The sequence below is a fragment of the Streptomyces sp. NBC_00442 genome (genome assembly GCF_036014195.1).
In the GTDB taxonomy this organism is placed as follows: domain Bacteria; phylum Actinomycetota; class Actinomycetes; order Streptomycetales; family Streptomycetaceae; genus Streptomyces.
Genome location: NZ_CP107918.1, coordinates 4,986,881 through 5,007,062, shown reverse-complemented (window position 1 = coordinate 5,007,062; position 20,182 = coordinate 4,986,881). Strand labels below are relative to the sequence as shown.

The following is a 20,182-nucleotide window of genomic DNA, read 5'->3' as shown; positions in this document are numbered from 1 at the left end:
AGGCATCGCCTCAGGCCTGATCGTCCTCGGGGATGCTGACCAGCCAGCGCGTGTCGCGGCGCGGCCGCAGGTACAGCGCCCAGTACAGCGTGGCGACCGCCATGACGCCGCCGGTCCACACCAGGTACTGGGTCTCCTGCTGGGTGAGGATGTAGGCGAGTACGGCGATGAGGAGCACCGGCACCGCGGGCCACAGCGGCATCCGCCAGGCCGCGACGTGCTGGTGCGCACCGCGCCGGCACAGCAGGGCGGCGACGGCGACCAGGAGGTACATGGCGGTGACGGAGACGCCGGTGACGCCGTACAGGGTGTCGAGGTTGACGAAGCACAGGGCCGCGCCGGGGACGCCGACGAGGAGCGTGGCCACCCACGGGGAGCCGAACCGGCCGAGCCGGGACAGGCCCCGGTTGACGGGCTCGGGCCACGCCTTGTCGCGGGCGGAGGCGAACAGGACGCGGGAGTTCTGGATGACCATGACGATGCCCGCGTTGATGATGGCGAGGGCGACGCAGAGGCTGACGAAGGTGCCGACCGCGGAGTTCGACCAGGCGTTGACCATGTCGCTCAGGTTGCCGCTGGTGAGGGCCGTGAGGTCGGGGGCGCCGAGCGTGATGGCGATGACGGGCACCAGGATCACGGCGGTCGAGATGGCGAGGGTGGCGAGCACCGTGCGGGCGACGTTGCGCCGCGGGTGCTCCAGTTCCTCGGAGAGGTAGACGGCGGTCGAGAAGCCCTGGGTGATGAACAGGGCGATGGCGAGTCCCGAGACCACCATCATCGCGGTGACCGTGGAGGTGGTGTGGCCGTCACCGGCGACGGTGCCGTGCACCAGGGCGGAGGCCCCTCGCTGGCTGTGGGCGAAGCCGAGCACGGCGACGACGCCGGCCGCGATGACTTCGAGCACCAGGAAGATGCCGGTGATCCAGGCGTTGGCGCGCAGGTCGAGCAGGCCGGCGAGGGTGGCGAGCAGCATGACCGCGCCGCCGGCGACCGGCGCCGGGATGTGCACGATCGGCGCGAGGTAGTCGGCGGTGCCCATCGCGATGACGGGCGGCACGATCATCACGACGAGCAGCGAGAGTACGAAGACCAGCCAGCCCGCGAGCCGTCCCGCCATCGTCGACACCATGGCGTACTCGCCGCCCGCGCTGGGGATGAGGGTGCCCAGCTCCGAGTAGCAGAACGCGACGGCGATACAGAGCAGCGAGCCGATCGCGATGGTGAGGGCGGTGTAGGTGCCGAGGGTGGCGAAGAGGTCGGGCACGACGACGAACAGCGTGGAGGCGGGGGTCACGCAGGACAGCGTGAGCAGGGTGCCGCCCACGACGCCGATGGACCGCTTGAGCTTTTGCGGGGTGGGTCCGGTCGCGGGGGCGAGCGCCTGGGGGGCGCTGAGCGTTTCCGTCATCGTGCGGTTCCGATCGACTGGTGCGGTGTCCGGTCCGCGGGAGCGGTATCGCCTCCAGAGGCGGGTGGTGAAGTGGATCGGGGCTCCCGGGGTGCCGTTATGCAATCCTTCGCAGAACCGCAGGTCAATAGCGGGTTACCTGCGGAATCCGAAGATCGGCCAGCCGTCGGCGCCGGTTTTCGGCGTTAAGGACGCGTCAAGGCACGAGGATCGGCCGGTACGGGAACCGTAGCTTCCGCATCGAAGTTCGTCGACAACTTTCCGCAGTGCGGACGCTTCGGCCCCCGGCCAGCCCTCGGGCCGCCCCGGGTGCGAGCGCGGCGAGCCCGCTCCTTCCCGCCGGGCCCGGCGGTGAGGTGCTCGGAAAACCGGTGGATCAGCGTCGCCGTGCGCCCTTACCGTGCTGCCGACCGGAGTCGCCCAGGCAAGGACGTCCCGTTGTACACCGTGTGAGACCCCCCGAGTGCTGATTCGTCGCGCGGCGCACCTGTGCGCCGTGCTCCTTTCTGCTGCGGTCCTCTCACTGAAACCGGTGTACTTCTGTGCTCGATCATTGGGTTGTCATGCCCACCCGCCTGCCCCTCGTCGTCCGCCGTTGCCACACGTGCGCGTCCGATCGCTTCCGGGCGAACGGCAAGATACGCGTCAACGCGAACCACAAGCTCCTCGACGTCTGGCTCCTCGTGCTCTGCTCCTCGTGTGGGGCGACGGCGAAGCTCACGGTCCTTGAGCGGGCGCACGTGCGCTCGGTACGGCCCGAGCTGCTGGACCGCCTGCACGCCAACGACCTCGGCCTGACGGCCGAGTTGCTCCAGGCCCCGGCCGTACAGCGCCGTAATCGCATCGCCCTCGACTGGGACGGCGCCTGGCGTCTCGACACCGGCGGATCGGATCACCTGGGCCGCGAGGCGATCGACGTCTCGGTCCGCTTCGCGGCGCGGATCCCTGTCCGGCCCGTGCGACTGATCGCCGAAGGGTGCGGCCTTGCGCGGGCCGAGGTCGAGCGACTGATCACCGAAGGGAGCCTTGTTTCGGCGGTCCGGCTGAGCGGCAAGCTCTCGGGCGACTTCACCTTCACGCTCAAGCGCTGAGCCTTCCCCCGACGGCCGGGGCCTGTCCGGCACAATCCGTCGGGCAGGGCCCCGGTGGGGTCGGAGCGGGTAGCCGAAACCCCCGCCGGCACGGGCCGACGGGGGTCAAGGGGGGGCAAGGGCGGGGGCGGGGGTCAGTGGTTGCGGGGGAAGCCCAGGTCGACGCCGGAGGGGCCGTCCGCCGGGTCGGGCCAGCGGGTGGTGACGACCTTGCCGCGGGTGTAGAAGTGCGTGCCGTCGTTGCCGTAGATGTGGTGGTCGCCGAAGAGCGAGTCCTTCCAGCCGCCGAAGGAGTGGTAGCCCACCGGCACCGGGATCGGCACGTTGACGCCGACCATGCCGGCCTCGACCTCCAGCTGGAAGCGGCGGGCCGCACCGCCGTCGCGGGTGAAGATCGCGGTGCCGTTGCCGAAGGGGGAGGCGTTGATGAGGGCGAGGCCCTCCTCGTACGTCTCGGCGCGCAGCACGCACAGGACCGGGCCGAAGATCTCGTCGCGGTAGGCGTCGGCCGTGGTCGGCACGTGGTCCAGGAGGGACAGGCCGATCCAGTGGCCGTCCTCGAAGCCGTCGACCGTGTAGTCGGACCCGTCGAGGACGACCGTGGAGCCCTGGGCCGCCGCGCCCTTCACGTACGACGCCACCTTGTCGCGGTGGGCCGCGGTGATCAGCGGGCCCATCTCGGAGGACGGGTCGTTGCCGGGGCCGATCTTGATCTTCTCGGCGCGCTCGCGGATCTTCTCCACCAGCTCGTCGCCGATCGCCCCCACCGCGACGACCGCGGAGATCGCCATGCAGCGCTCGCCCGCCGAGCCGTACGCGGCCGAGACGGCGGCGTCGGCGGCCGCGTCGAGATCGGCGTCCGGAAGCACCAGCATGTGGTTCTTGGCGCCGCCGAGCGCCTGCACCCGCTTGCCGTTGGCGGAGGCCGTGGTGTGGATGTGCCGGGCGATGGGGGTCGAGCCGACGAAGGAGACCGCGGCCACGTCCGGGTGGGCGAGCAGCCCGTCGACGGCGACCTTGTCACCGTGCAGGACGGTGAAGACGCCCGCGGGAAGCCCCGCCTCCGCGAGCAGCTCCGCGATCTTCATCGACGCCGACGGGTCCTTCTCGGACGGCTTCAGGATGAAGGTGTTGCCGCACGCGATGGCGAGCGGGAACATCCACATCGGCACCATCGCCGGGAAGTTGAACGGGGTGATGCCCGCGACGACGCCCAGCGGCTGGCGGATGGAGGCCACGTCCACCCGGCTGGAGACCTGCGTGGACAGCTCGCCCTTGAGCTGGGTGGTGATGCCGCACGCCAGGTCCACGATCTCCAGACCGCGCGCGACCTCGCCGAGCGCGTCCGAGTGCACCTTGCCGTGCTCGGCGGTGATCAGCTCGGCGATGGCGTCGCGGTTCGCGTCGAGCAGCGCCCGGAACGCGAAGAGCACCGTGGTGCGCTGGGCCAGCGAGGACGTGCCCCAGGTCGCGTACGCCGCCTTGGCGATGGCGACGGCCCGGTCCACCTCCTCGGCCGAGGCGAAGGCGACCTGCGTGGTGACCGCGCCGGTCGCCGGGTCGGTCACCGGGCCGAAGTTGCCCGACGTGCCTTCGACGGTCTTGCCACCGATCCAGTGGTGGACGGTCTTCGTCATGTCCAAGTGCTCCTTCACAGATGGCGGCGTCGGGCGGTGACGTGCCGTTCGTACTCCTCGCGGGCCGTGACCGCCGACCGACGGGTCGCGGTCTCGGCCACGGGCACATCCCACCACGCCTGGGACGGGGGCGGGCCCGACACTGTGTCGGGCGTTTCGGTCTCCACGTAGACACATGCGGGCACGTCCGCCGAGCGGGCCCACGCGAGAGCTTCCCGCAGGTCACGCACGGTGTCGGCGCGCCGTACCCGCATCCCGAGCGAGGCCGCGTTGGCCGCGAGGTCGACGGGCAGCGCCGCGCCCTCGTACGCCCCCTCCGGTGTCCTGAACCGGTAGGCCGTGCCGAACCGCTCACCCCCCACCGCCTGCGAGAGCCCGCCGATCGAGGCGTACCCATGGTTGTTGAGGATCACCACCTTGATGGGGAGGTTCTCCTGCACCGCGGTGACGATTTCGGTGGGGTTCATCAGATACGTACCGTCGCCGACGAGCGCCCAGACGGGCCGGCCGGGCGCCGCGAGGGCGACGCCGACGGCCGCGGGGATCTCGTAACCCATGCAGGAGTAGCCGTATTCGACGTGGTACTGGTCGCGCGAGCGGGTGCGCCACAGCTGGTGGAGGTCGCCGGGGAGCGAGCCGGCCGCGTTGATCAGGATGTCGTCCCCGGTGACCAAGGTGTCGAGTACGCCGAGGACTTGGGCCTGGGTGGGGCGCGCGGCCTCCGACGCGGGGGTGTACGCGGCGCTCACCCGGCGCTCCCACTCCCCCTTCAGGCGCGCGCACTCGGCGTCGTACTCCCGCGGCACGCGATGCCCCCGCAGTGCCTCGTACAGCGCGGCGAGCCCCGCGCGGGCGTCGCCGACGAGGTGCCGGCCGCCCATCTTGTGCGCGTCGGCGGGCCGGATGTTGAGGTTGACGAACCGGACGTCCGGGTCGCCGAACAGGGTCGAGGAAGCGGTGGTGAAGTCGGTCCAGCGGGTGCCGACGCCGAGCACCACGTCGGCGGTGCGGGCCAGCTCGTCGGCGGCGGCCGTACCGGTGTGGCCGATGCCCCCGACGTCCTGCGGATGGTCGTGGACGAGGGCGCCCTTGCCGGCCTGCGTGCTCGCGACCGGGATGCCGGTGTCCCGGGCGAGGGCGTCGAGCTCGCCCTGCGCGCGGGCGTGGCGCACCCCGCCGCCCACGACGATCAGCGGCCGCCGCGCCTGCCTCAACTCCTCTGCCGCAGACCGGAGTCCGGATGCGTCGGGCACCGGGGCCCGCACCGGCCACACCCGCTCGCGGAAGAACTCCTCGGGCCAGTCGTACGCCTCGGCCTGTACGTCCTGGGGCAGCGCGAGCGTGACCGCGCCGGTGTTCGCGGGGTCGGCCAGGACGCTCATCGCGTTGAGGGCGGCCGGGATCAGCGCCTCGGGGCGGGCGACGCGGTCGAAGTAGCGCGAGACCGGGCGCAGACAGTCGTTGACGGACACGTCGCCCGAGTACGGGACTTCGAGCTGTTGCAGCACCGGGTCGGCGGGGCGGGTGGCGAAGGTGTCGCCGGGCAGCAGCAGCACCGGCAGGTGGTTGACGGTGGCCAGCGCCGCGCCCGTGACCAGGTTGGTGGCGCCGGGGCCGATGGAGGTGGTCACGGCGTGGGCGGAGAGCCGGCCCGACTGGCGGGCGTAGCCGACGGCCGCGTGCACCATGGCCTGCTCGTTGCGGCCCTGGTGGAAGGGCATGACGTCCCGCCCCGATTCGAGCAGCGCCTGTCCGACCCCGGCGACGTTGCCGTGCCCGAAGATCCCCCACGTAGCAGCGATCAAACGGTGGTTGACGCCGTCGCACGCGGTGTACTGGCGGGCCAGGAAGGCGATCAGCGCCTGCGCGGTGGTGAGGCGGCGCGTCGTACCGGTCACTGGTATCCCTCCACGTGATCGGGATGGAAGGAGATCTTCCATTCCCGTTCCTGCCCCGGGCCCGCCATGACGTTCAGGTAGTACATGGCGTTGCCGGGCTGCGCGATCGACGGCCCGTGCCAGCCGTCCGGCACGAGCACCGCGTCTCCGGAGCGCACCTCGGCCAGGAGGTCGGCGCCGCCGGGGCGGGACGGCGAGATCCGCTGGTAGCCGTAGCCCTCCGGCCGCTCGAAGGCGAAGTAGTAGATCTCCTCCAGCTCGCTCTCACGGCCCGGCCGGTGCTCGTCGTGCTTGTGCGGCGGGTACGAGGACCAGTTGCCGCCCGGCGTGATCACCTCGACGGCGATCAGGCGGTCGCACGCGAAGGCGTCGGCGGCGGCGAAGTTGCGCACGGTACGGGCGGTGTTCCCCGACCCGCGGGCTTCGACGGGCACCTCCGGCGCGGGGGCGCGGCGAGCGGGGAGTCGTCGCTCGCACCGCGCTCCTGTCAGCGCGAACCGGCCTCCCGCACCGGAGGAGATCCGGGCGTGCGCGTCACGCGGCACGTAGGCGAAATCGGTGGGGCCCTCGAACACGCCCTCGCGCCCGTCCAGTTCGAGGTCGAGCCCGTCGACGCGCACCGTGCAGCGACCGCCGAGCGGCACCACGAGCCACTCGCTGTCCCCGCTGTCGAGGAGGTGCGAGCCGCCGGGCGGCAGGTCGAGCACGCGCAGCGAGGAGTATCCCCAGCCGGCCCGCGCCGGGTCGATGTCGAGGGCGTACGGGGCGCGGGCCGCCTCCCCGGCCCGCACGAGCAGCCCCGACGGGCGCGTGTCGTGATCCATGTCGTGGTCCATGCCCGATCCCTACCCTCCAGCGGACGTCCGGCCACGGCGGTCCGGCCACCGCAATCCGGCTACAGCAGTCCGACGGCGGTGTCGACGGCCGCCGCGACATCGCCGTCGGCGGGATAGAGCAGCGAGCGCCCCGCGACGAGCCCCTGCACGGTGGGCAGCCGCAGCGCGCCGCGCCACTTCTCGAAGGCGACGTCCTGGTCGTCCCCCATGTCGCCGCCGAGGAGCACCGCGGGCAGGGTACTGGTGGCCATGACCCGGGCCATGTCGTCGGGGTTCTCGGTGACGGGCACCTTCAGCCAGGTGTACGCGGAGGTGCCGGCCAGGCCGGAGGCGATGGCGATGGAGCGGGTCACGGCGTCGGCGGAGAGATCGCTGCGGACCGTGCCGTGGCTGCGACGACAGATGAACGGCTCGACGAACACGGGGAGTCGGCGCTCGGCCATCTCATCCACGGCACGCGCGGCCGCGTGCAGCGTGTCGAGGGAGCCCGGGTCCTGGTAGTCGATCCTGAGCAGCAGTTTGCCCGCGTCGAAGCCGAGCCGGGCGAGGTCCTGGGCACGGTGTCCGGTGAAGCGGTCGTCCATCTCGAAGGCGGCCCCGGCGAGGCCGCCGCGGTTCATGGAGCCGATGACGACCTTGTCGTCGAGGGCGCCGAGCAGCAGCAGGTCCTCCAGGACGTCGGCGCCGGCGAGCACTCCGTCGACGCCGGGCCGGGACAGGGCGAGGCGCAGCCGGTCGAGCAGGTCGCCCCGGTCCGCCATGGCGAGCGCGTCACCGCCGACGCCGAGGGCGCCGCGGGCCGGATGGTCGGCGGCGATCACCATCAGCCGCCCGCCGTCGCCGCGCACGAGCGGTCTGCGCACCCGGCGGCCCGCGGCCTCGGCGACGGCTTCGGGGTGGCGGGCCCGGATGCGCGCGAGCCCGGCGGGCCCGAGGCCGGCGCTCACGCCCGGCCGCCTTCCAGGACGCGTTCGACCTCGGCGGGGAAGGGCATGGCGGCGGAACAGGCGAGCCGGGACGCGACGATGGCGCCGGCGGCGTTGGCGTACCGCATGACCCGCTCCAGCTCCCATCCGGCGAGCAGCCCGTGACAGAGCGCCCCGCCGAACGCGTCGCCCGCGCCGAGCCCGTTGACCACCTCGACCGGCACCGGCGCCACCTCGGCGACCGTGCCGTCCCGGTGCACGGCGAGCACCCCCTTGGGCCCCTGCTTGACGACGGCCAGCTCGACCCCGGCGGCGAGCAGCGCCTCGGCGGCGGCCCGCGGCTCCCGCTCACCGGTGGCGACCTCACACTCGTCGAGGTTGCCGACGGCGACGGTGGCGAGGCCGAGGGCCTCACGGTAGACGTCACGGGCGTCACCGGCCCCACCCCCACCGGAGCCCTCCCAGAACATGGGCCGCCAGTCGAGATCGAAGACGGTGAAGCGCCGAGATCCAGCCCCGTCGGCGGACAGGCGGGGGTCCGGGGGCGGCTCCCCCGGCATCCGGCCCGCGCCCGACAAGCTCCCCCGGAGGATCTCGGGAAGGGGCGGGGTGGGGGAAGAATCTCCCCGCACCCGCAACGCCGCGACCGTCGCCCCACGACTCGGCTCCGCGCAGAGCCCCGTCCCCGTGACCCAGAAGATCCGCGCCGCCCGGATCGCCCCGAGATCCAGCTCCTTCTCCCGCAGCTCCAGATCGGGCGCCTTGGGCAGCCGGTAGAAGTACAGCGGAAAGTCGTCCGGCGGAAACACCTCGCAGAAGGTGACCGGCGTGGGCAGCCCGTCCACCGGCGTGACCCAGCGCGCGTCCACTCCCAACTCCCCCAGCTCCGCGCGGAGATACGTACCGAAGGGGTCCCGCCCTGTCCGTGTGATCACGGCGGCGCGGCGCCCGAGCCGGGCCGCGCCGACCGCCACATTGGAGGGCGAGCCGCCGAGGAACTTGCCGAAGGAGCTGACCTCCGCGAGCGACACCCCGGTCTGCAGCGGGTAGAGGTCGACGCCGATCCGCCCCATGGTGATCACGTCGTACGGCGGCTCGGATCCGGCCACCGTCCGCCCCGCGCCCTGCGCAGCCTCGTCCATGCACAACCCCTCGGATCGCCCGGTCGCCGATGCCCCAGGTCTAGCCGCCCACCCCACCCCTGTCAATGTTTGTCCTTACATTAGGACGTGGCCTTGACACCCCTCCCGCGCCCCCGGAAGGCTGACCCCATGACGACGGCGAAGACCCGCATCCGGATCGGTTCGGCCCCCGACTCCTGGGGCGTGTGGTTCCCCGACGACCCCCGCCAGGTCCCCTGGCGGCGCTTCCTCGACGAGGTCGCGGGCGCCGGTTACCGGTGGATCGAACTCGGACCGTACGGCTATCTCCCCACGGATCCGGCGCGCCTCGCCGAGGAGACCGGCGCCCGCGATCTGCGCGTCTCGGCGGGGACGGTCTTCACGGGCCTCCACCACGGCCCCGCGGTGTGGGAGAAGACCTGGGCGCACGTCGCGGACGTGGCCGCCCTGGCCCAGGCCACCGGAGCCCGCCACCTCGTCGTCATCCCGTCCTTCTGGCGCGACGACAAGACCGGCGAGGTCCTGGAGGACAGCACCCTGACGGCCGCGCAGTGGCGCGATCTCGCCGGTCAGACCGAGCGCCTGGCCCGCGAGGTGCGGGACCGCTACGGCCTGCGTGTCGTCGTGCACCCGCATGCCGACACCCACATCGACAGCGAGGAGAACGTGGCCCGCTTCCTGCACGCCACCGACTCCGACCTGGTCTCGCTCTGCCTGGACACCGGGCACTACGCGTACTGCGGCGGCGACAGCGTCAAGTTGATCGAGACGTACGGGGAGCGGATCGGCTACCTGCACCTCAAGCAGGTGGACCCGGAGGTACTGGCCCACGTGCGCGCCGAGGGAACCCCGTTCGGGCCGGCCGTCGCGCGAGGCGTGATGTGCGAGCCGCCGCACGGCGTGCCCGCGCTCGAACCGGTCCTGGCCGCGGCCCAGGACCTGAACGTCGACCTCTTCGCGATCGTCGAGCAGGACATGTATCCGTGCGCCCCGGACAAGCCCCGCCCCATCGCCGAGCGCACCCGCGCCTTCCTGCGTTCCTGCGGGGCCTGACATGACCCTCGGCATCGCCGTCATCGGCACCGGGCGCATGGGCGCCGACCACGTGCGCCGCATCGACTCGGTGACCGGCGGTGCCCGCGTGGCGGCCGTCGCCGATCTCGACGCGCGGCGCGCGGGCGCCGTGGCCGCGGGCATCGAGGGGTGCTCCGTCCACACCGACCCGGCAGCGGCGATGAGCGCGCCCGGCGTCGACGCCGTCCTCATCGCCTCCTCGGGCCCGGCCCACGAGGCCGCCCTGCTCGACGCCTTCGCGCGCGGTCTGCCGGTCCTGTGCGAGAAGCCGCTCACCCCCGACCCCGCCGGAACCCTGCGCGTCATGGAGGCCGAACGGCGCCTGGGGCGCCGGCTGGCCACGGTGGGCTTCATGCGCCGGTACGACAGCGCGTACCAGAACCTCCAACGCGTCCTGGAGCGGGGCGAGTTGGGCCGCGCCCTGATGCTGCACTGCCGCCACCGCAACGTGGCGTCACCGTCGTTCTTCACCACCGAGATGCTGATCCGCGACTCGGTGGTGCACGAGGCGGACGCCACCCGCTGGCTGCTCGGCCAGGAGATCACCGCCGTCCAGGTGCTGCGCCCGCGCCCCTCCTCGTACGCGCCCGAGGGGCTCGGCGACCCCCAGCTGGTCCTGTTCGAGACGGACGGGGGCGCGGTGGTCGACGTCGAGATCTTCGTCAACTGCGGCTTCGGGTACGAGGTGCGGTGCGAGGCGGTCTGCGAGCGGGGCACCGCGTCGATCGGTGGAAGCGGCGGGGCAGACGGGGCCGGCGGACTCCTGACGCGGGCCGAGGGGCGCGCGGCCCGCGCGATCCCGCAGGACTTCACGGTCCGCTTCGCCGACGCGTACGACCGCGAGGTGCAGGCGTGGGTGGACGCGACCCGGCGGGGCCGCGCCGAGGGGGCGAGCGTCTGGGACGGCTACGCGGCGGCGCTGGTCTGCGAGGCGGGGGTACGCGCACAGCACTCGGGCGAGCGGGTCCGCGTACAGCGGGCCGAGCGCCCCGCCCTGTACGCGTGACGCGCCGGGGCCGGGCCGGGCTCCCGCCGCCCCCATTCACTCCGAGAGCACCCTCGCCGTTCATCCCTCTTCTTCGCCCCCCTTCGCCCTCTTTCCCTCCTCTTCCCTCTTCTTCATCACTCTTCTTCACTCTTCGTCGCATCCGTCACAAGGGTCTCCTTCCCGTCACACATGTCTCGATTACGCGGGTCTTGCGTCACAGGCGGTCGACAGGCACGCCCTCGGCCTCACTCTCCGTCGTTCAACGGGCACAGGCTGAGTGATCGCCAAGCGCTCGCGTCGCAGCTCCCCCGACGGCCTTCCGGCCGCCGCTGCGGCGTACGCAGGGAGGTGCCGCATGACCGACCGAAGGCTCTGGTCCTACAAGGAGATCGCCGCACACATCCGGGTGCAGCCGGACACCGTGCGCTCCTACCGCAAGCACGGACTCCTTCCGGCGCCGGATCTCGTGGAGAACGGCAAGCCCTACTGGTTCGCGGACACGATCCGCACCTGGGTCGCCCGGCGCCCCGGCAACCGTGGCCGCCGTGACGGCTGAGCCGCGCACCGCGGGCCGCGGGTGCCCCGGATCCGGCCGCCTCCCTCGACCCATACCGGGCGACACCCCGCACGAAGCGGCTCGCTTAATACCCCCTAGGGGTATAACGTGATGCGGGTGAGGGCGTCCACGGTCTCCCCGTGGCCCCTGATGCACCATGGATCCGTACGCCCGTGAAGAGGAGAACGCCATGACCGCCGAGACCGAGACCCCCGTAGCCGCGACCGGTTCCTGCTGCTCGCCCGCCGGCGCCTGCCACGGTGGCGGGGCGGCCGACGTCCAGGTGGGCGCCGTCACCACCGTCTACAAGGTCTCCGGCATGAGCTGCGGCCACTGCGAGGGCGCGGTGTCCGCCGAGATCTCCGAGATCGACGGCGTCGGCTCGGTGAAGGCCGTCGCCGCGACCGGCGAGGTCACCGTGATCTCGGCGGCCCCGCTCGCCGAGGAGGCCGTGCGCGCCGCCGTCGACGAGGCGGGTTACGAACTGGTCGGCCTCGCCTGACCGGCCCGCGCCCTCTCCGCTTTCCCGTCGGGCCGCACCCGGCCGGCTCCACGCCGGCACCGTGCGGCCCGACCCGCTTTCCGAAGCGTGCCGTCGGCCGTCGCCGGCCTGCTGAATCCGACGATCGCGGGCGCGGCTATGGCGCTCCCGTCCGTGTTCGTGGTAACCAACACCCTACGGTTGCGTTCCTTCACCTGACCTCCACAAAGAGATCTAGATCACAGAGGTTTTGAGGTAACCATCGGGAGGGGTCGGGAGTCTAAGTGTGCGATGCCACGGATGTCTTGGGGGACGTCCATGGAATGTCTTGGGGGACGTTCCAGGCAACGCGTAGGCCGGGGCACGTACGTCGGGAGCTTTGAGCGGCCCACCGACAGGTACGTACCCCGGCAGACCGCCTAGACCCCCGGCTCGGATCCCGTGGGGGGAATCCGCACCGGGAAACAGGGAAGCGCCCCGACTGCCAACCCGTGGGGGGATTGGCAGCGGGGCGCTTTCCGTATGCCCGGGGCGCCTCAGCGACCCTCGACCGGCAGGTTGGAGCGCCTCAGCGACCCTCGACCGGCACGAAGTCGCGAAGAACCTCGCCCGTGCTGCGTCAGCCCGGGGGACGACCCCCGGACCCCCAGCAGATGGGCTCAGCGAGCCTCGACCAGAAGGTTACGGGGCGCCTCAGCGACCCTCGACCGGCACGAAGTCCCGAAGAACCTCGCCCGTGTAGATCTGGCGCGGGCGGCCGATGCGGGAGCCGGGCTCCTTGATCATCTCGTGCCACTGGGCGATCCAGCCCGGCAGGCGGCCGAGGGCGAACAGGACCGTGAACATCTCGGTCGGGAAGCCCATGGCGCGGTAGATCAGGCCCGTGTAGAAGTCCACGTTCGGGTAGAGGTTGCGCGAGACGAAGTAGTCGTCGCTCAGCGCGTGCTCTTCCAGCTTCAGCGCGATGTCGAGCAGCTCGTCGGACTTGCCGAGGGCCGAGAGGACGTCGTGCGCGGCAGCCTTGATGATCTTGGCGCGCGGGTCGAAGGACTTGTACACCCGGTGGCCGAAGCCCATCAGGCGGACGCCGTCCTCCTTGTTCTTCACCTTGCGGATGAAGGAGTCGACGTCGCCGCCGTTGGCCTGGATGCCTTCGAGCATCTCCAGGACCGACTGGTTGGCGCCACCGTGCAGAGGGCCCCACAGGGCGCTGATGCCGGCGGAGATCGACGCGAACATGTTGGCCTGCGAGGAGCCGACCAGACGCACGGTGGAGGTCGAACAGTTCTGCTCGTGGTCCGCGTGCAGGATGAGCAGCTTGTCGAGCGCCGAGACGACGACCGGGTCCAGCTCGTACTCCTGGGCCGGCACCGAGAACGTCATGCGCAGGAAGTTCTCGACGTAGCCGAGGTCGTTGCGCGGGTAGACGAAGGGGTGGCCGATCGACTTCTTGTACGCGTACGCCGCGATCGTCGGCAGCTTCGCGAGCAGCCGGATCGTGGACAGGTGACGCTGCTTCTCGTCGAACGGGTTGTGGCTGTCCTGGTAGAACGTGGACAGCGCGGAGACCACGGACGACAGCATCGCCATCGGGTGGGCGTCACGCGGGAAGCCGTCGAAGAACCGCTTCACGTCCTCGTGGAGCAGCGTGTGCCCGGTGATCTCGTCCTTGAAGCTGGAGAGCTCGTCGACGGTCGGAAGCTCGCCGTTGATCAGCAGGTACGCGACCTCGACGAAGGACGAGCGCTCCGCGAGCTGCTCGATCGGGTACCCGCGGTAGCGCAGGATGCCCTGCTCACCGTCCAGGTAGGTAATGGCGGATTTATAGGCGGCGGTGTTGCCGTATCCGCTGTCGAGGGTGACCAGTCCGGTCTGGGCTCGGAGCTTCCCGATGTCGAAGCCCTTGTCGCCGACGGTGCTGTCGATCACCGGGTAGGTGTACTCGCCATCGCCGAACCGCAGTACTACAGCGTTGTTCGCGTTCTCGCTCACGTCATCCCTCACCGACGTAGTGCCTCTTCTTCGAGGTGCCCTGACTGTCTCTACCATCCCCCATTTGGCTCAGCAGAGTGCACTCGGGGTCGCCCATTGGGCTTATTCACGGCACTCAGTGCCGTCAACCTGCTCATCCTGCCCCCTTCGCCCCGGTTAGGAAAGTCCGGGGTGCGGTTTCACACCAAAGTGCCCCCTGACAGCCGGTGAGCCAGTGCGGTAAAGCGTCTGCCTGCGGAAACGGTGCGCACCGCCTGGCCGATCGCCTTGCGGGACCCGACCAGGACGACGAGCTTCTTGGCCCGGGTCACGGCCGTGTAGAGCAGATTGCGCTGGAGCATCATCCACGCGCTCGTGGTGACCGGGATGACGACCGCCGGATATTCGCTTCCCTGGGAGCGGTGGATCGTCACGGCGTAGGCGTGGGCCAGCTCGTCCAGCTCGTCGAAGTCGTACGGCACCTCCTCGTCCTCATCCGTCAGGACCGTCAGGCACTGGTCGTCGAGGTTGAGCGCGGTGACCACGCCGACGGTGCCGTTGAAGACGCCGTTCCTGCCCTTCTCGTAGTTGTTGCGCACCTGGGTGACCTTGTCGCCGACGCGGAAGACCCGTCCGCCGAACCTCTTCTCCGGCAGGTCGGGCCGGGCGGGTGTGATCGCCTGCTGGAGAAGGCCGTTGAGGGCTCCCGCGCCGGCCGGGCCGCGGTGCATCGGCGCGAGCACCTGGATGTCGCGGCGCGGGTCGAGCCCGAACTTCGCCGGGATGCGGCGGGCCGCCACGTCGACGGTGAGCCGCCCCGCGTCCTCCGTCTCGTCCTCGACGAACAGGAAGAAGTCGTCCAGGCCCGAAGTGAGCGGCGGGGAGCCGGAGTTGATGCGGTGCGCGTTGGTGACGACGCCGGACTGCTGAGCCTGCCGGAAGATCCGGGTGAGCCGCACGCTGGGCACGGGCCCGCCCTCGGCGAGCAGATCGCGCAGCACCTCGCCCGCGCCGACGGAGGGCAGCTGGTCGACGTCCCCCACCATCAGCAGATGGGCGCCGGGCGCCACCGCCTTGACGAGCTTGTTGGCGAGGAGCAGGTCGAGCATGGACGCCTCGTCGACGACCACCAGGTCCGCGTCCAGCGGGCGGTCCTTGTCGTACGCCGCGTCGCCGCCCGGCTTCAGTTCGAGCAGGCGGTGCACGGTGGAGGCCTCGGCTCCGGTCAGCTCGGCCAGGCGCTTGGCGGCCCGCCCGGTCGGCGCGGCCAGCACGACCTTGGCCTTCTTGGCGCGGGCCAGCTCCACCACCGAGCGCACCGTGAAGGACTTGCCGCAGCCGGGGCCGCCGGTGAGCACGGCGACCTTGCTGGTCAGGGCGAGCTTCACGGCCTCCTGCTGCTCGGGCGCGAGCTCGGCGCCGGTACGGGCGGCCAGCCAGCCGAGCGCCTTGTCCCAGTCGACCCCGGCGAACCCCGGCATCCGGTCCTCGCCCGTCCGCAGCAGACGGCCCACCTGGGCGGCAAGCGACAGCTCGGCGCGGTGGAACGGCACGAGGTAGACGGCGGCGACGGGCTCGCCCCCGTCGGGCCCCGGCACCTTCTCGCGCACGGCCCCCTCCTCGGCGACGAGCTCGGCGAGGCACTCGATGACGAGCCCGGTGTCGACCTGGAGCAGCTTCACCGCGTCCGCGATCAGGCGCTCCTCGGGCAGGAAGCAGTGCCCCTGGTCGGTGGACTGCGACAGCGCGTACTGCAGGCCCGCCTTCACGCGCTCCGGGCTGTCGTGCGGGATGCCGACGGCCTGGGCGATCTTGTCGGCGGTGAGGAATCCGATGCCCCACACGTCGGCGGCCAGCCGGTAGGGCTGGTTCTTCACGACCGAGATCGAGGCGTCCTCGTACTTCTTGTAGATGCGCACGGCGATGGAGGTGGAGACCCCGACGCCCTGGAGGAAGACCATCACCTCTTTGATCGCCTTCTGCTCCTCCCAGGCGGCGGCGATCTTCTTGGTCCGCTTGGGCCCGAGGCCCGGGACCTCGACCAGTCGCCCCGGCTCCTGCTCGATGATGTCGAGGGTGTCGGGGCCGAAGTGGCGGGTGATGCGGTCGGCGAAGACCGGGCCGATGCCCTTGATCAGGCCGGAGCCGAGGTAGCGGCGGATGCCCTGGATGGTGGCGGGCAGCACCGTCGTGTAGTTCTCCACGGTGAACTGCTTGCCGTACTGGGGATGGGAGCCCCAGCGGCCCTCCATGCGCAGCGACTCCCCCGGCTGCGCGCCGAGCAGCGAGCCGACCACCGTGAGGAGGTCGTTGCCGCCGCGGCCGGTGTCGACCCGGGCGACGGTGTATCCGCTCTCCTCATTGGCGTACGTGATCCTCTCCAGGACCCCTTCCACCACCGCCGCACCCGTGAGACTGGACATGCCCCGACGCTACCGCCCCGCACCGACAATGCGGACAACACGTCTGCGCAGCAAGGGAGTACGGGAATACCGGAGTACGCGGTACGGATTCAAGGGGGCCCGGCCCGTCGGCCGGGCCCCTTGATTTCCCTCCCCGTCAACGCTCCTCGAAATCCCCCCGGATCCCTCCCCTGAAGCGCTGACCTACCTAAAGACTCCCGTCACTCCGAAAGGGTTGCACGATTGCGGGCAGTAATTTTTTTGAGGCCTCGACATGCCGACGAAGCGGGGCAAAAGTAGCGTTCGACCCATGACCCAAGACGCAGCTCCTTCCGACCGGCCCTTGAAGCAAGACGTCCTGGACGAGCTCGGCGACGACGGACTCCAGCGGATCGCCGGACTCCTCGGCACGGACGCGGCGGGCGCGCAGGACATGGTGGGCACGACGATGTCCACGCTGGCGGGCGACCTGCCGCAGGACGACCGGGACGAGGTCCGCCAGGCGGTGACGGAGGCGGCCGCGCAGCATCCCGCCGAGGCCGCGCCCTCACCCTCACCCTCCCCCGAGGACACCCCCTTGCAGGGCGTGGCCACGCTCGGCGGCGGCCTGGGCGGGATGCTGAGCGGCGGCCTCGCGGCCGGGGTGCTGGCGAAGGTGGCCCGACCCGTCGCGAACGCGGTGGCCAAGAAGACGGGGCTGCCCGCGGCGACGGTGACGAAGGCCCTTGAGGTCCTCCTGCCGGTGGCGCTCGCGGTACTGACCAAGCGGGCGGCCGCGAAGTCCGGGACATCGGGCGCGGCACCCGGGGCCGGCGGTGGCAGCGGCGCCGGCGGCCTCGGAGACATCCTGGGCCAGATCCTGGGCGGCGGGACGAAGCGCTAGCGTCACCTCCGCGGCGCCGACTCCTCTTCAGGGAGCGCGCGTTGAGGACCGGCCCTCGGCCGTGATCCAGCGAATGTGCCCGGCCGGGCACGGCATGCGGCACCACGCCGTATGCCGGGTTGCCCGGCCGGGCACGAGCCCTGCTCCGGGCGGGTCAGGCTCCGCGCAGGAACGCGTCGCCGTGGGCCGCGATGTGGACCTCCAGGGCGGTCAGCGCCTGCTGGGTCGCCTCCGCGGGCCCGCCGCCGTTCCGCTCGGCGTAGTACGCCGCGCCCAGCCGCTTCAGAAGGTCGTTCCCCGCGCGCTGCTGCTGGACCTCGTCCACCTTCTGCTTGCCCTGTTGCATGGCGCTCTGCGCCTGCTCCTTGGCCCGGTCGAGAAAACCTGCCATGTCTGCGTCTCCGATCGTGATCGTGCCCCGTCCCGGCATCACTTCCCCCCTTCCGGTCGCACATGCTCACGCATACGTACAGATGGACCAGGAAGCCCGGGGCGCACGCGAGGACCCCGCGCCCCGTCTCGCACGCCCGCGCGAATACTCTGACCCGCATGATCCCGCCCGCCCGCGCACGCGCCCGCCGTCGCCGCTCCGCCACCGCCCAGGCCTCCGTGCTGGCCGTCGGCGCCCTGCTGGCGTCCGCGGGGTGCTCGGGCACGCCGTCGGCCGCGCCCGCCGCCGTACAGTCCGGGGCCGCGCGGTCCGCCGACGCGAGCCCCGAGGCGCAGGCCGATGTGACGGCCGGGCCCACGCCGTCGCTGGCGCCGGGCACGATCACCCTCGCGTTCGGCGGTGACGTCCACTTCACCGAGCGGACCGCGTCCCGCCTGAACGCGACCCCGGCCGATCCGGCCCTCGGCCCCATCTCCCGGACCGTCGCGAGCGCCGACTTCGCGATGGTCAACCTGGAGACGGCGATCACCACGCGCGGCTCCGAGGAGCCGAAGCTGTACCACTTCCGTACGCCGCCGAGCGCCCTGAACGTGCTCCAGAAGTCGGGCGTGGACGCGGTGTCGATGGCCAACAACCACGCCGTCGACTACGGCCCCGCGGGTCTCTCCGACACGCTGGACGCCGTGCACCACGCGCCGATACCGGTCCTGGGCATCGGCGCGAACGAGGCGGAGGCGTACAAGCCGTACGTGAAGAACATCCGCGGGGTGAAGCTGGCCGTCGTAGCGGCGAGCCAGGTGATGGACCTGACCAACGACAAGTTCCGGGCCGGCCCGAAGAAGCCCGGCATAGCCTCCGCGCTCGACGCGGCGAAGCTCGTCGCGGCGGTGAAGCGGGCGAAGGCGCAGGCGGATGTGGTCGTGGTGTACCTGCACTGGGGCACGGAGGGGCAGAGCTGCCCGGGGCCCGAGCAGAAGTCCATCGCGGCGAAGCTGTCCGCGGCGGGGGCGACGGCGGTGGTCGGCACGCACGCGCACGTGATGCTGGGGTCGGGGATGCTGGGCAAGACGTACGTCAACTACGGTCTGGGGAACCTGCTTTGGTACGGGACGTCGCCGTACCCGCACTCCGATGACAGCGGGATCGCGACGTTGACGGTGGCGCACGGCCGGGTGGTGAAGCAGGCGTTCACGCCGGCGGTGGTGGACGGGCGGGGTGTTCCGATGCCGCAGTCCGGGGCGGCGGCGAAGTCGGTGACGTCCCGCCTGACCGCCCTCCGCCCCTGCACCTCCCTGACCCCACCCCCCACCTAACCCCCTGGGCCTCCGCCCCAGACCTCGTTCGCGCCTCAAGGGCGCTCGTCCTCGATCGCCGGACGGGCTAGCCATGCCTCCACCGAGCCCCGTAAGGGGCGCGGGGAACTGCGCGGGCGGCCCCCCACTCGCCCGCAGACGGAAGCGGGTTTCAGGGGCCCAGCCAAGCACCGCCTAGTCGACCCTCCCGCCACCGATGAACGCGGTCAACACGTCCACCACCACACCCGGCCGCTCGTCAGGAATGAAGTGCCCGGCCCCTGGGACGACAACGCCGGTCGCGTTCTCTGCCCACGCCCTGATGGAAGCAGCCATGTCCGGAATCGAGCCATGGGAGCTGGAGATTCCCAGGACCGGCAAGGTCAAGCGCCCTCGTTCGAGAGCGTCGTGATTCCTACGCGCCGATTCCGCCGCGTCGCGGTAATAGGCGAGCGACGCCGAAAGCCCTCCCTCGGCCGCGATCGCCGCGGCGTAATGGTCGACCTCGGCACCGTCGAAGGCGTTCGGGGACAGAGCCTTGACCTTCAAGAACCAGCCGACGTAGTCACGTTCGCGGCCGGTGAGCAGAGTCTCGGGCAGCTCGGGCACCAGGTGGAAGGCGAAGTGCCAGGTCTTCCAGGCCCGTTCGGGATCCGTCGGGATGGACTCCGGGAGGGTGATGCCGGGAATGCCGGCGTCGAGCAGAGCCACACCGTGCAGGCGCTCTTCGTGCGTCAGGGCCAGCGAGAAGGCGACCCAGGCCCCGATGTCGTGGCCGACGAGCCAGTACTTCGACACGTCCAGCGCGGTCAGCGCGGCCTGAACACGCGAAGCGACGGTGTGCGTGTCGTAGGCCCCTTGAGGGCGGTCGGAGTGGCCCTGCCCCGGCAGGTCGATCGCGATCACGCGGAATCGCTCGGCAAGGCCCGGCATCACCTTGCGCCAGGCCCACCAGGTCTGCGGGAATCCGGCGAGCAGGACGACGGTGGGACCGGCCGGCCGGCCGCCCTCCACGGCGTGCATCCGGATTCCCTCCGCGTCGACCCAGCGGTGGGTGAAGCCCGCGAGGTCGTACAGCGGCAACCCGGGGACCGGGTTCTGCTCGTAGGAGCGGGACGGGGTCGGGATCGGGGTCGGGGCCATGGCGTCGTCGGTCATGTCGTGAGCCTACGCCATCTTGAACTGAACGGTTCAAGATAGAGTGGGCAGGGCAAGCCCACAACGGCT

The 20,182-nt window shown here is 71.3% G+C and carries 17 protein-coding genes; 7 read left to right on the top strand and 10 right to left on the bottom strand.

What is annotated here, in order from left to right; genetic code table 11:
- Window positions 1-10 precede the first annotated feature (10 nt).
- Complete coding sequence (locus tag OG432_RS22385; protein WP_328312737.1) at window positions 11-1,408, bottom strand: APC family permease; 1,398 nt, start codon at window positions 1,406-1,408, stop codon at window positions 11-13.
- Window positions 1,409-1,950: 542 nt separating this feature from the next.
- On the opposite strand from OG432_RS22385, the gene OG432_RS22380 reads away from it, so the two are divergent.
- Window positions 1,951-2,499: a DUF1062 domain-containing protein gene (locus tag OG432_RS22380; RefSeq protein ID WP_328312736.1), complete on the top strand. Its 549-nt coding sequence runs from the start codon at window positions 1,951-1,953 to the stop codon at window positions 2,497-2,499.
- 134 nt (window positions 2,500-2,633) lie between these two features.
- Here the strand turns inward: OG432_RS22380 and OG432_RS22375 are convergent, their stop codons facing one another.
- From OG432_RS22375 to OG432_RS22355, 5 genes are all read right to left on the bottom strand, one after another.
- On the bottom strand, window positions 2,634-4,136 hold the full coding sequence (locus tag OG432_RS22375) for a CoA-acylating methylmalonate-semialdehyde dehydrogenase (RefSeq protein WP_328312735.1): 1,503 nt from the start codon (window positions 4,134-4,136) through the stop codon (window positions 2,634-2,636).
- Between the two features lie 14 nt (window positions 4,137-4,150).
- The gene (gene iolD, locus OG432_RS22370) at window positions 4,151-6,076 is read right to left on the bottom strand and encodes a 3D-(3,5/4)-trihydroxycyclohexane-1,2-dione acylhydrolase (decyclizing) (protein WP_328312734.1); all 1,926 of its coding nucleotides are present in this window, start codon (window positions 6,074-6,076) and stop codon (window positions 4,151-4,153) included.
- Entirely contained in the window at window positions 6,031-6,858 is an 828-nt protein-coding gene (gene iolB / locus OG432_RS22365; protein WP_328312733.1) for a 5-deoxy-glucuronate isomerase, read from the bottom strand. Before iolB ends, iolD begins: the two co-directional genes overlap by 46 nt.
- A gap of 71 nt (window positions 6,859-6,929) precedes the next feature.
- Window positions 6,930-7,817, bottom strand: coding sequence for a Cgl0159 family (beta/alpha)8-fold protein (locus OG432_RS22360; RefSeq protein ID WP_328312732.1), 888 nt, complete (start codon window positions 7,815-7,817; stop codon window positions 6,930-6,932).
- Window positions 7,814-8,938, bottom strand: coding sequence for a 5-dehydro-2-deoxygluconokinase (locus OG432_RS22355; protein ID WP_328312731.1), 1,125 nt, complete (start codon window positions 8,936-8,938; stop codon window positions 7,814-7,816). The genes OG432_RS22360 and OG432_RS22355 overlap by 4 nt, the downstream gene beginning before the upstream one ends.
- A 129-nt stretch (window positions 8,939-9,067) precedes the next feature.
- On the opposite strand from OG432_RS22355, the gene OG432_RS22350 reads away from it, so the two are divergent.
- The 4 genes from OG432_RS22350 (at window position 9,068) to OG432_RS22335 (ending at window position 12,037) form a co-directional block, all read left to right on the top strand.
- Entirely contained in the window at window positions 9,068-9,970 is a 903-nt protein-coding gene (locus OG432_RS22350; RefSeq protein ID WP_328312730.1) for a sugar phosphate isomerase/epimerase family protein, read from the top strand.
- A 1-nt stretch (window position 9,971) separates the two neighbouring features.
- Window positions 9,972-10,997 (top strand): Gfo/Idh/MocA family protein, encoded by a 1,026-nt coding sequence (locus tag OG432_RS22345; RefSeq protein ID WP_328312729.1) that lies wholly within the window; start codon window positions 9,972-9,974, stop codon window positions 10,995-10,997.
- 337 nt (window positions 10,998-11,334) lie between these two features.
- Window positions 11,335-11,535, top strand: a complete 201-nt coding sequence (locus OG432_RS22340; RefSeq protein WP_267053117.1) for a helix-turn-helix transcriptional regulator — start codon at window positions 11,335-11,337, stop codon at window positions 11,533-11,535.
- A 190-nt stretch (window positions 11,536-11,725) separates the two neighbouring features.
- Entirely contained in the window at window positions 11,726-12,037 is a 312-nt protein-coding gene (locus OG432_RS22335; RefSeq protein WP_328312728.1) for a heavy-metal-associated domain-containing protein, read from the top strand.
- Between the two features lie 672 nt (window positions 12,038-12,709).
- Here the strand turns inward: OG432_RS22335 and OG432_RS22330 are convergent.
- Window positions 12,710-14,008, bottom strand: a complete 1,299-nt coding sequence (locus tag OG432_RS22330) for a citrate synthase (protein WP_328312727.1) — start codon at window positions 14,006-14,008, stop codon at window positions 12,710-12,712.
- Window positions 14,009-14,187: 179 nt separating this feature from the next.
- Complete coding sequence (gene recD2 / locus OG432_RS22325) at window positions 14,188-16,410, bottom strand: SF1B family DNA helicase RecD2 (RefSeq protein ID WP_328312726.1); 2,223 nt, start codon at window positions 16,408-16,410, stop codon at window positions 14,188-14,190.
- A 289-nt stretch (window positions 16,411-16,699) separates the two neighbouring features.
- Between recD2 and OG432_RS22320 the strand changes: the two genes are divergently transcribed.
- A complete protein-coding gene (locus OG432_RS22320; protein WP_328312725.1) occupies window positions 16,700-17,272 on the top strand; it encodes a DUF937 domain-containing protein in 573 nt (190 codons plus the stop codon).
- Window positions 17,273-17,426: 154 nt separating this feature from the next.
- On the opposite strand, the gene OG432_RS22315 is transcribed toward OG432_RS22320, so the two are convergent.
- Entirely contained in the window at window positions 17,427-17,663 is a 237-nt protein-coding gene (locus tag OG432_RS22315) for a hypothetical protein (protein ID WP_328312724.1), read from the bottom strand.
- A gap of 158 nt (window positions 17,664-17,821) precedes the next feature.
- Here OG432_RS22315 and OG432_RS22310 point away from each other — a divergent pair, with 158 nt between their 5' ends.
- On the top strand, window positions 17,822-18,976 hold the full coding sequence (locus OG432_RS22310) for a CapA family protein (RefSeq protein WP_328312723.1): 1,155 nt from the start codon (window positions 17,822-17,824) through the stop codon (window positions 18,974-18,976).
- Window positions 18,977-19,150: 174 nt separating this feature from the next.
- Here the strand turns inward: OG432_RS22310 and OG432_RS22305 are convergent, their stop codons facing one another.
- Window positions 19,151-20,113: an alpha/beta fold hydrolase gene (locus OG432_RS22305; RefSeq protein ID WP_328312722.1), complete on the bottom strand. Its 963-nt coding sequence runs from the start codon at window positions 20,111-20,113 to the stop codon at window positions 19,151-19,153.
- Window positions 20,114-20,182 lie beyond the last annotated feature (69 nt).

Coding starts and splice junctions, on each gene's coding strand:
- OG432_RS22385 (WP_328312737.1), bottom strand. CDS start 1,408: ATGACGGAAACGCTCAGCGCCCCCCAGGCGCTCGCCCCCGCGACCGGA.
- OG432_RS22375 (WP_328312735.1), bottom strand. CDS start 4,136: ATGACGAAGACCGTCCACCACTGGATCGGTGGCAAGACCGTCGAAGGC.
- iolD (WP_328312734.1), bottom strand. CDS start 6,076: ATGGAAGATCTCCTTCCATCCCGATCACGTGGAGGGATACCAGTGACC.
- iolB (WP_328312733.1), bottom strand. CDS start 6,858: ATGGATCACGACACGCGCCCGTCGGGGCTGCTCGTGCGGGCCGGGGAG.
- OG432_RS22355 (WP_328312731.1), bottom strand. CDS start 8,938: ATGGACGAGGCTGCGCAGGGCGCGGGGCGGACGGTGGCCGGATCCGAG.
- OG432_RS22350 (WP_328312730.1), top strand. CDS start 9,068: ATGACGACGGCGAAGACCCGCATCCGGATCGGTTCGGCCCCCGACTCC.
- OG432_RS22345 (WP_328312729.1), top strand. CDS start 9,972: ATGACCCTCGGCATCGCCGTCATCGGCACCGGGCGCATGGGCGCCGAC.
- OG432_RS22340 (WP_267053117.1), top strand. CDS start 11,335: ATGACCGACCGAAGGCTCTGGTCCTACAAGGAGATCGCCGCACACATC.
- OG432_RS22335 (WP_328312728.1), top strand. CDS start 11,726: ATGACCGCCGAGACCGAGACCCCCGTAGCCGCGACCGGTTCCTGCTGC.
- recD2 (WP_328312726.1), bottom strand. CDS start 16,410: ATGTCCAGTCTCACGGGTGCGGCGGTGGTGGAAGGGGTCCTGGAGAGG.
- OG432_RS22320 (WP_328312725.1), top strand. CDS start 16,700: ATGACCCAAGACGCAGCTCCTTCCGACCGGCCCTTGAAGCAAGACGTC.
- OG432_RS22315 (WP_328312724.1), bottom strand. CDS start 17,663: ATGGCAGGTTTTCTCGACCGGGCCAAGGAGCAGGCGCAGAGCGCCATG.
- OG432_RS22310 (WP_328312723.1), top strand. CDS start 17,822: ATGATCCCGCCCGCCCGCGCACGCGCCCGCCGTCGCCGCTCCGCCACC.
- OG432_RS22305 (WP_328312722.1), bottom strand. CDS start 20,113: ATGACCGACGACGCCATGGCCCCGACCCCGATCCCGACCCCGTCCCGC.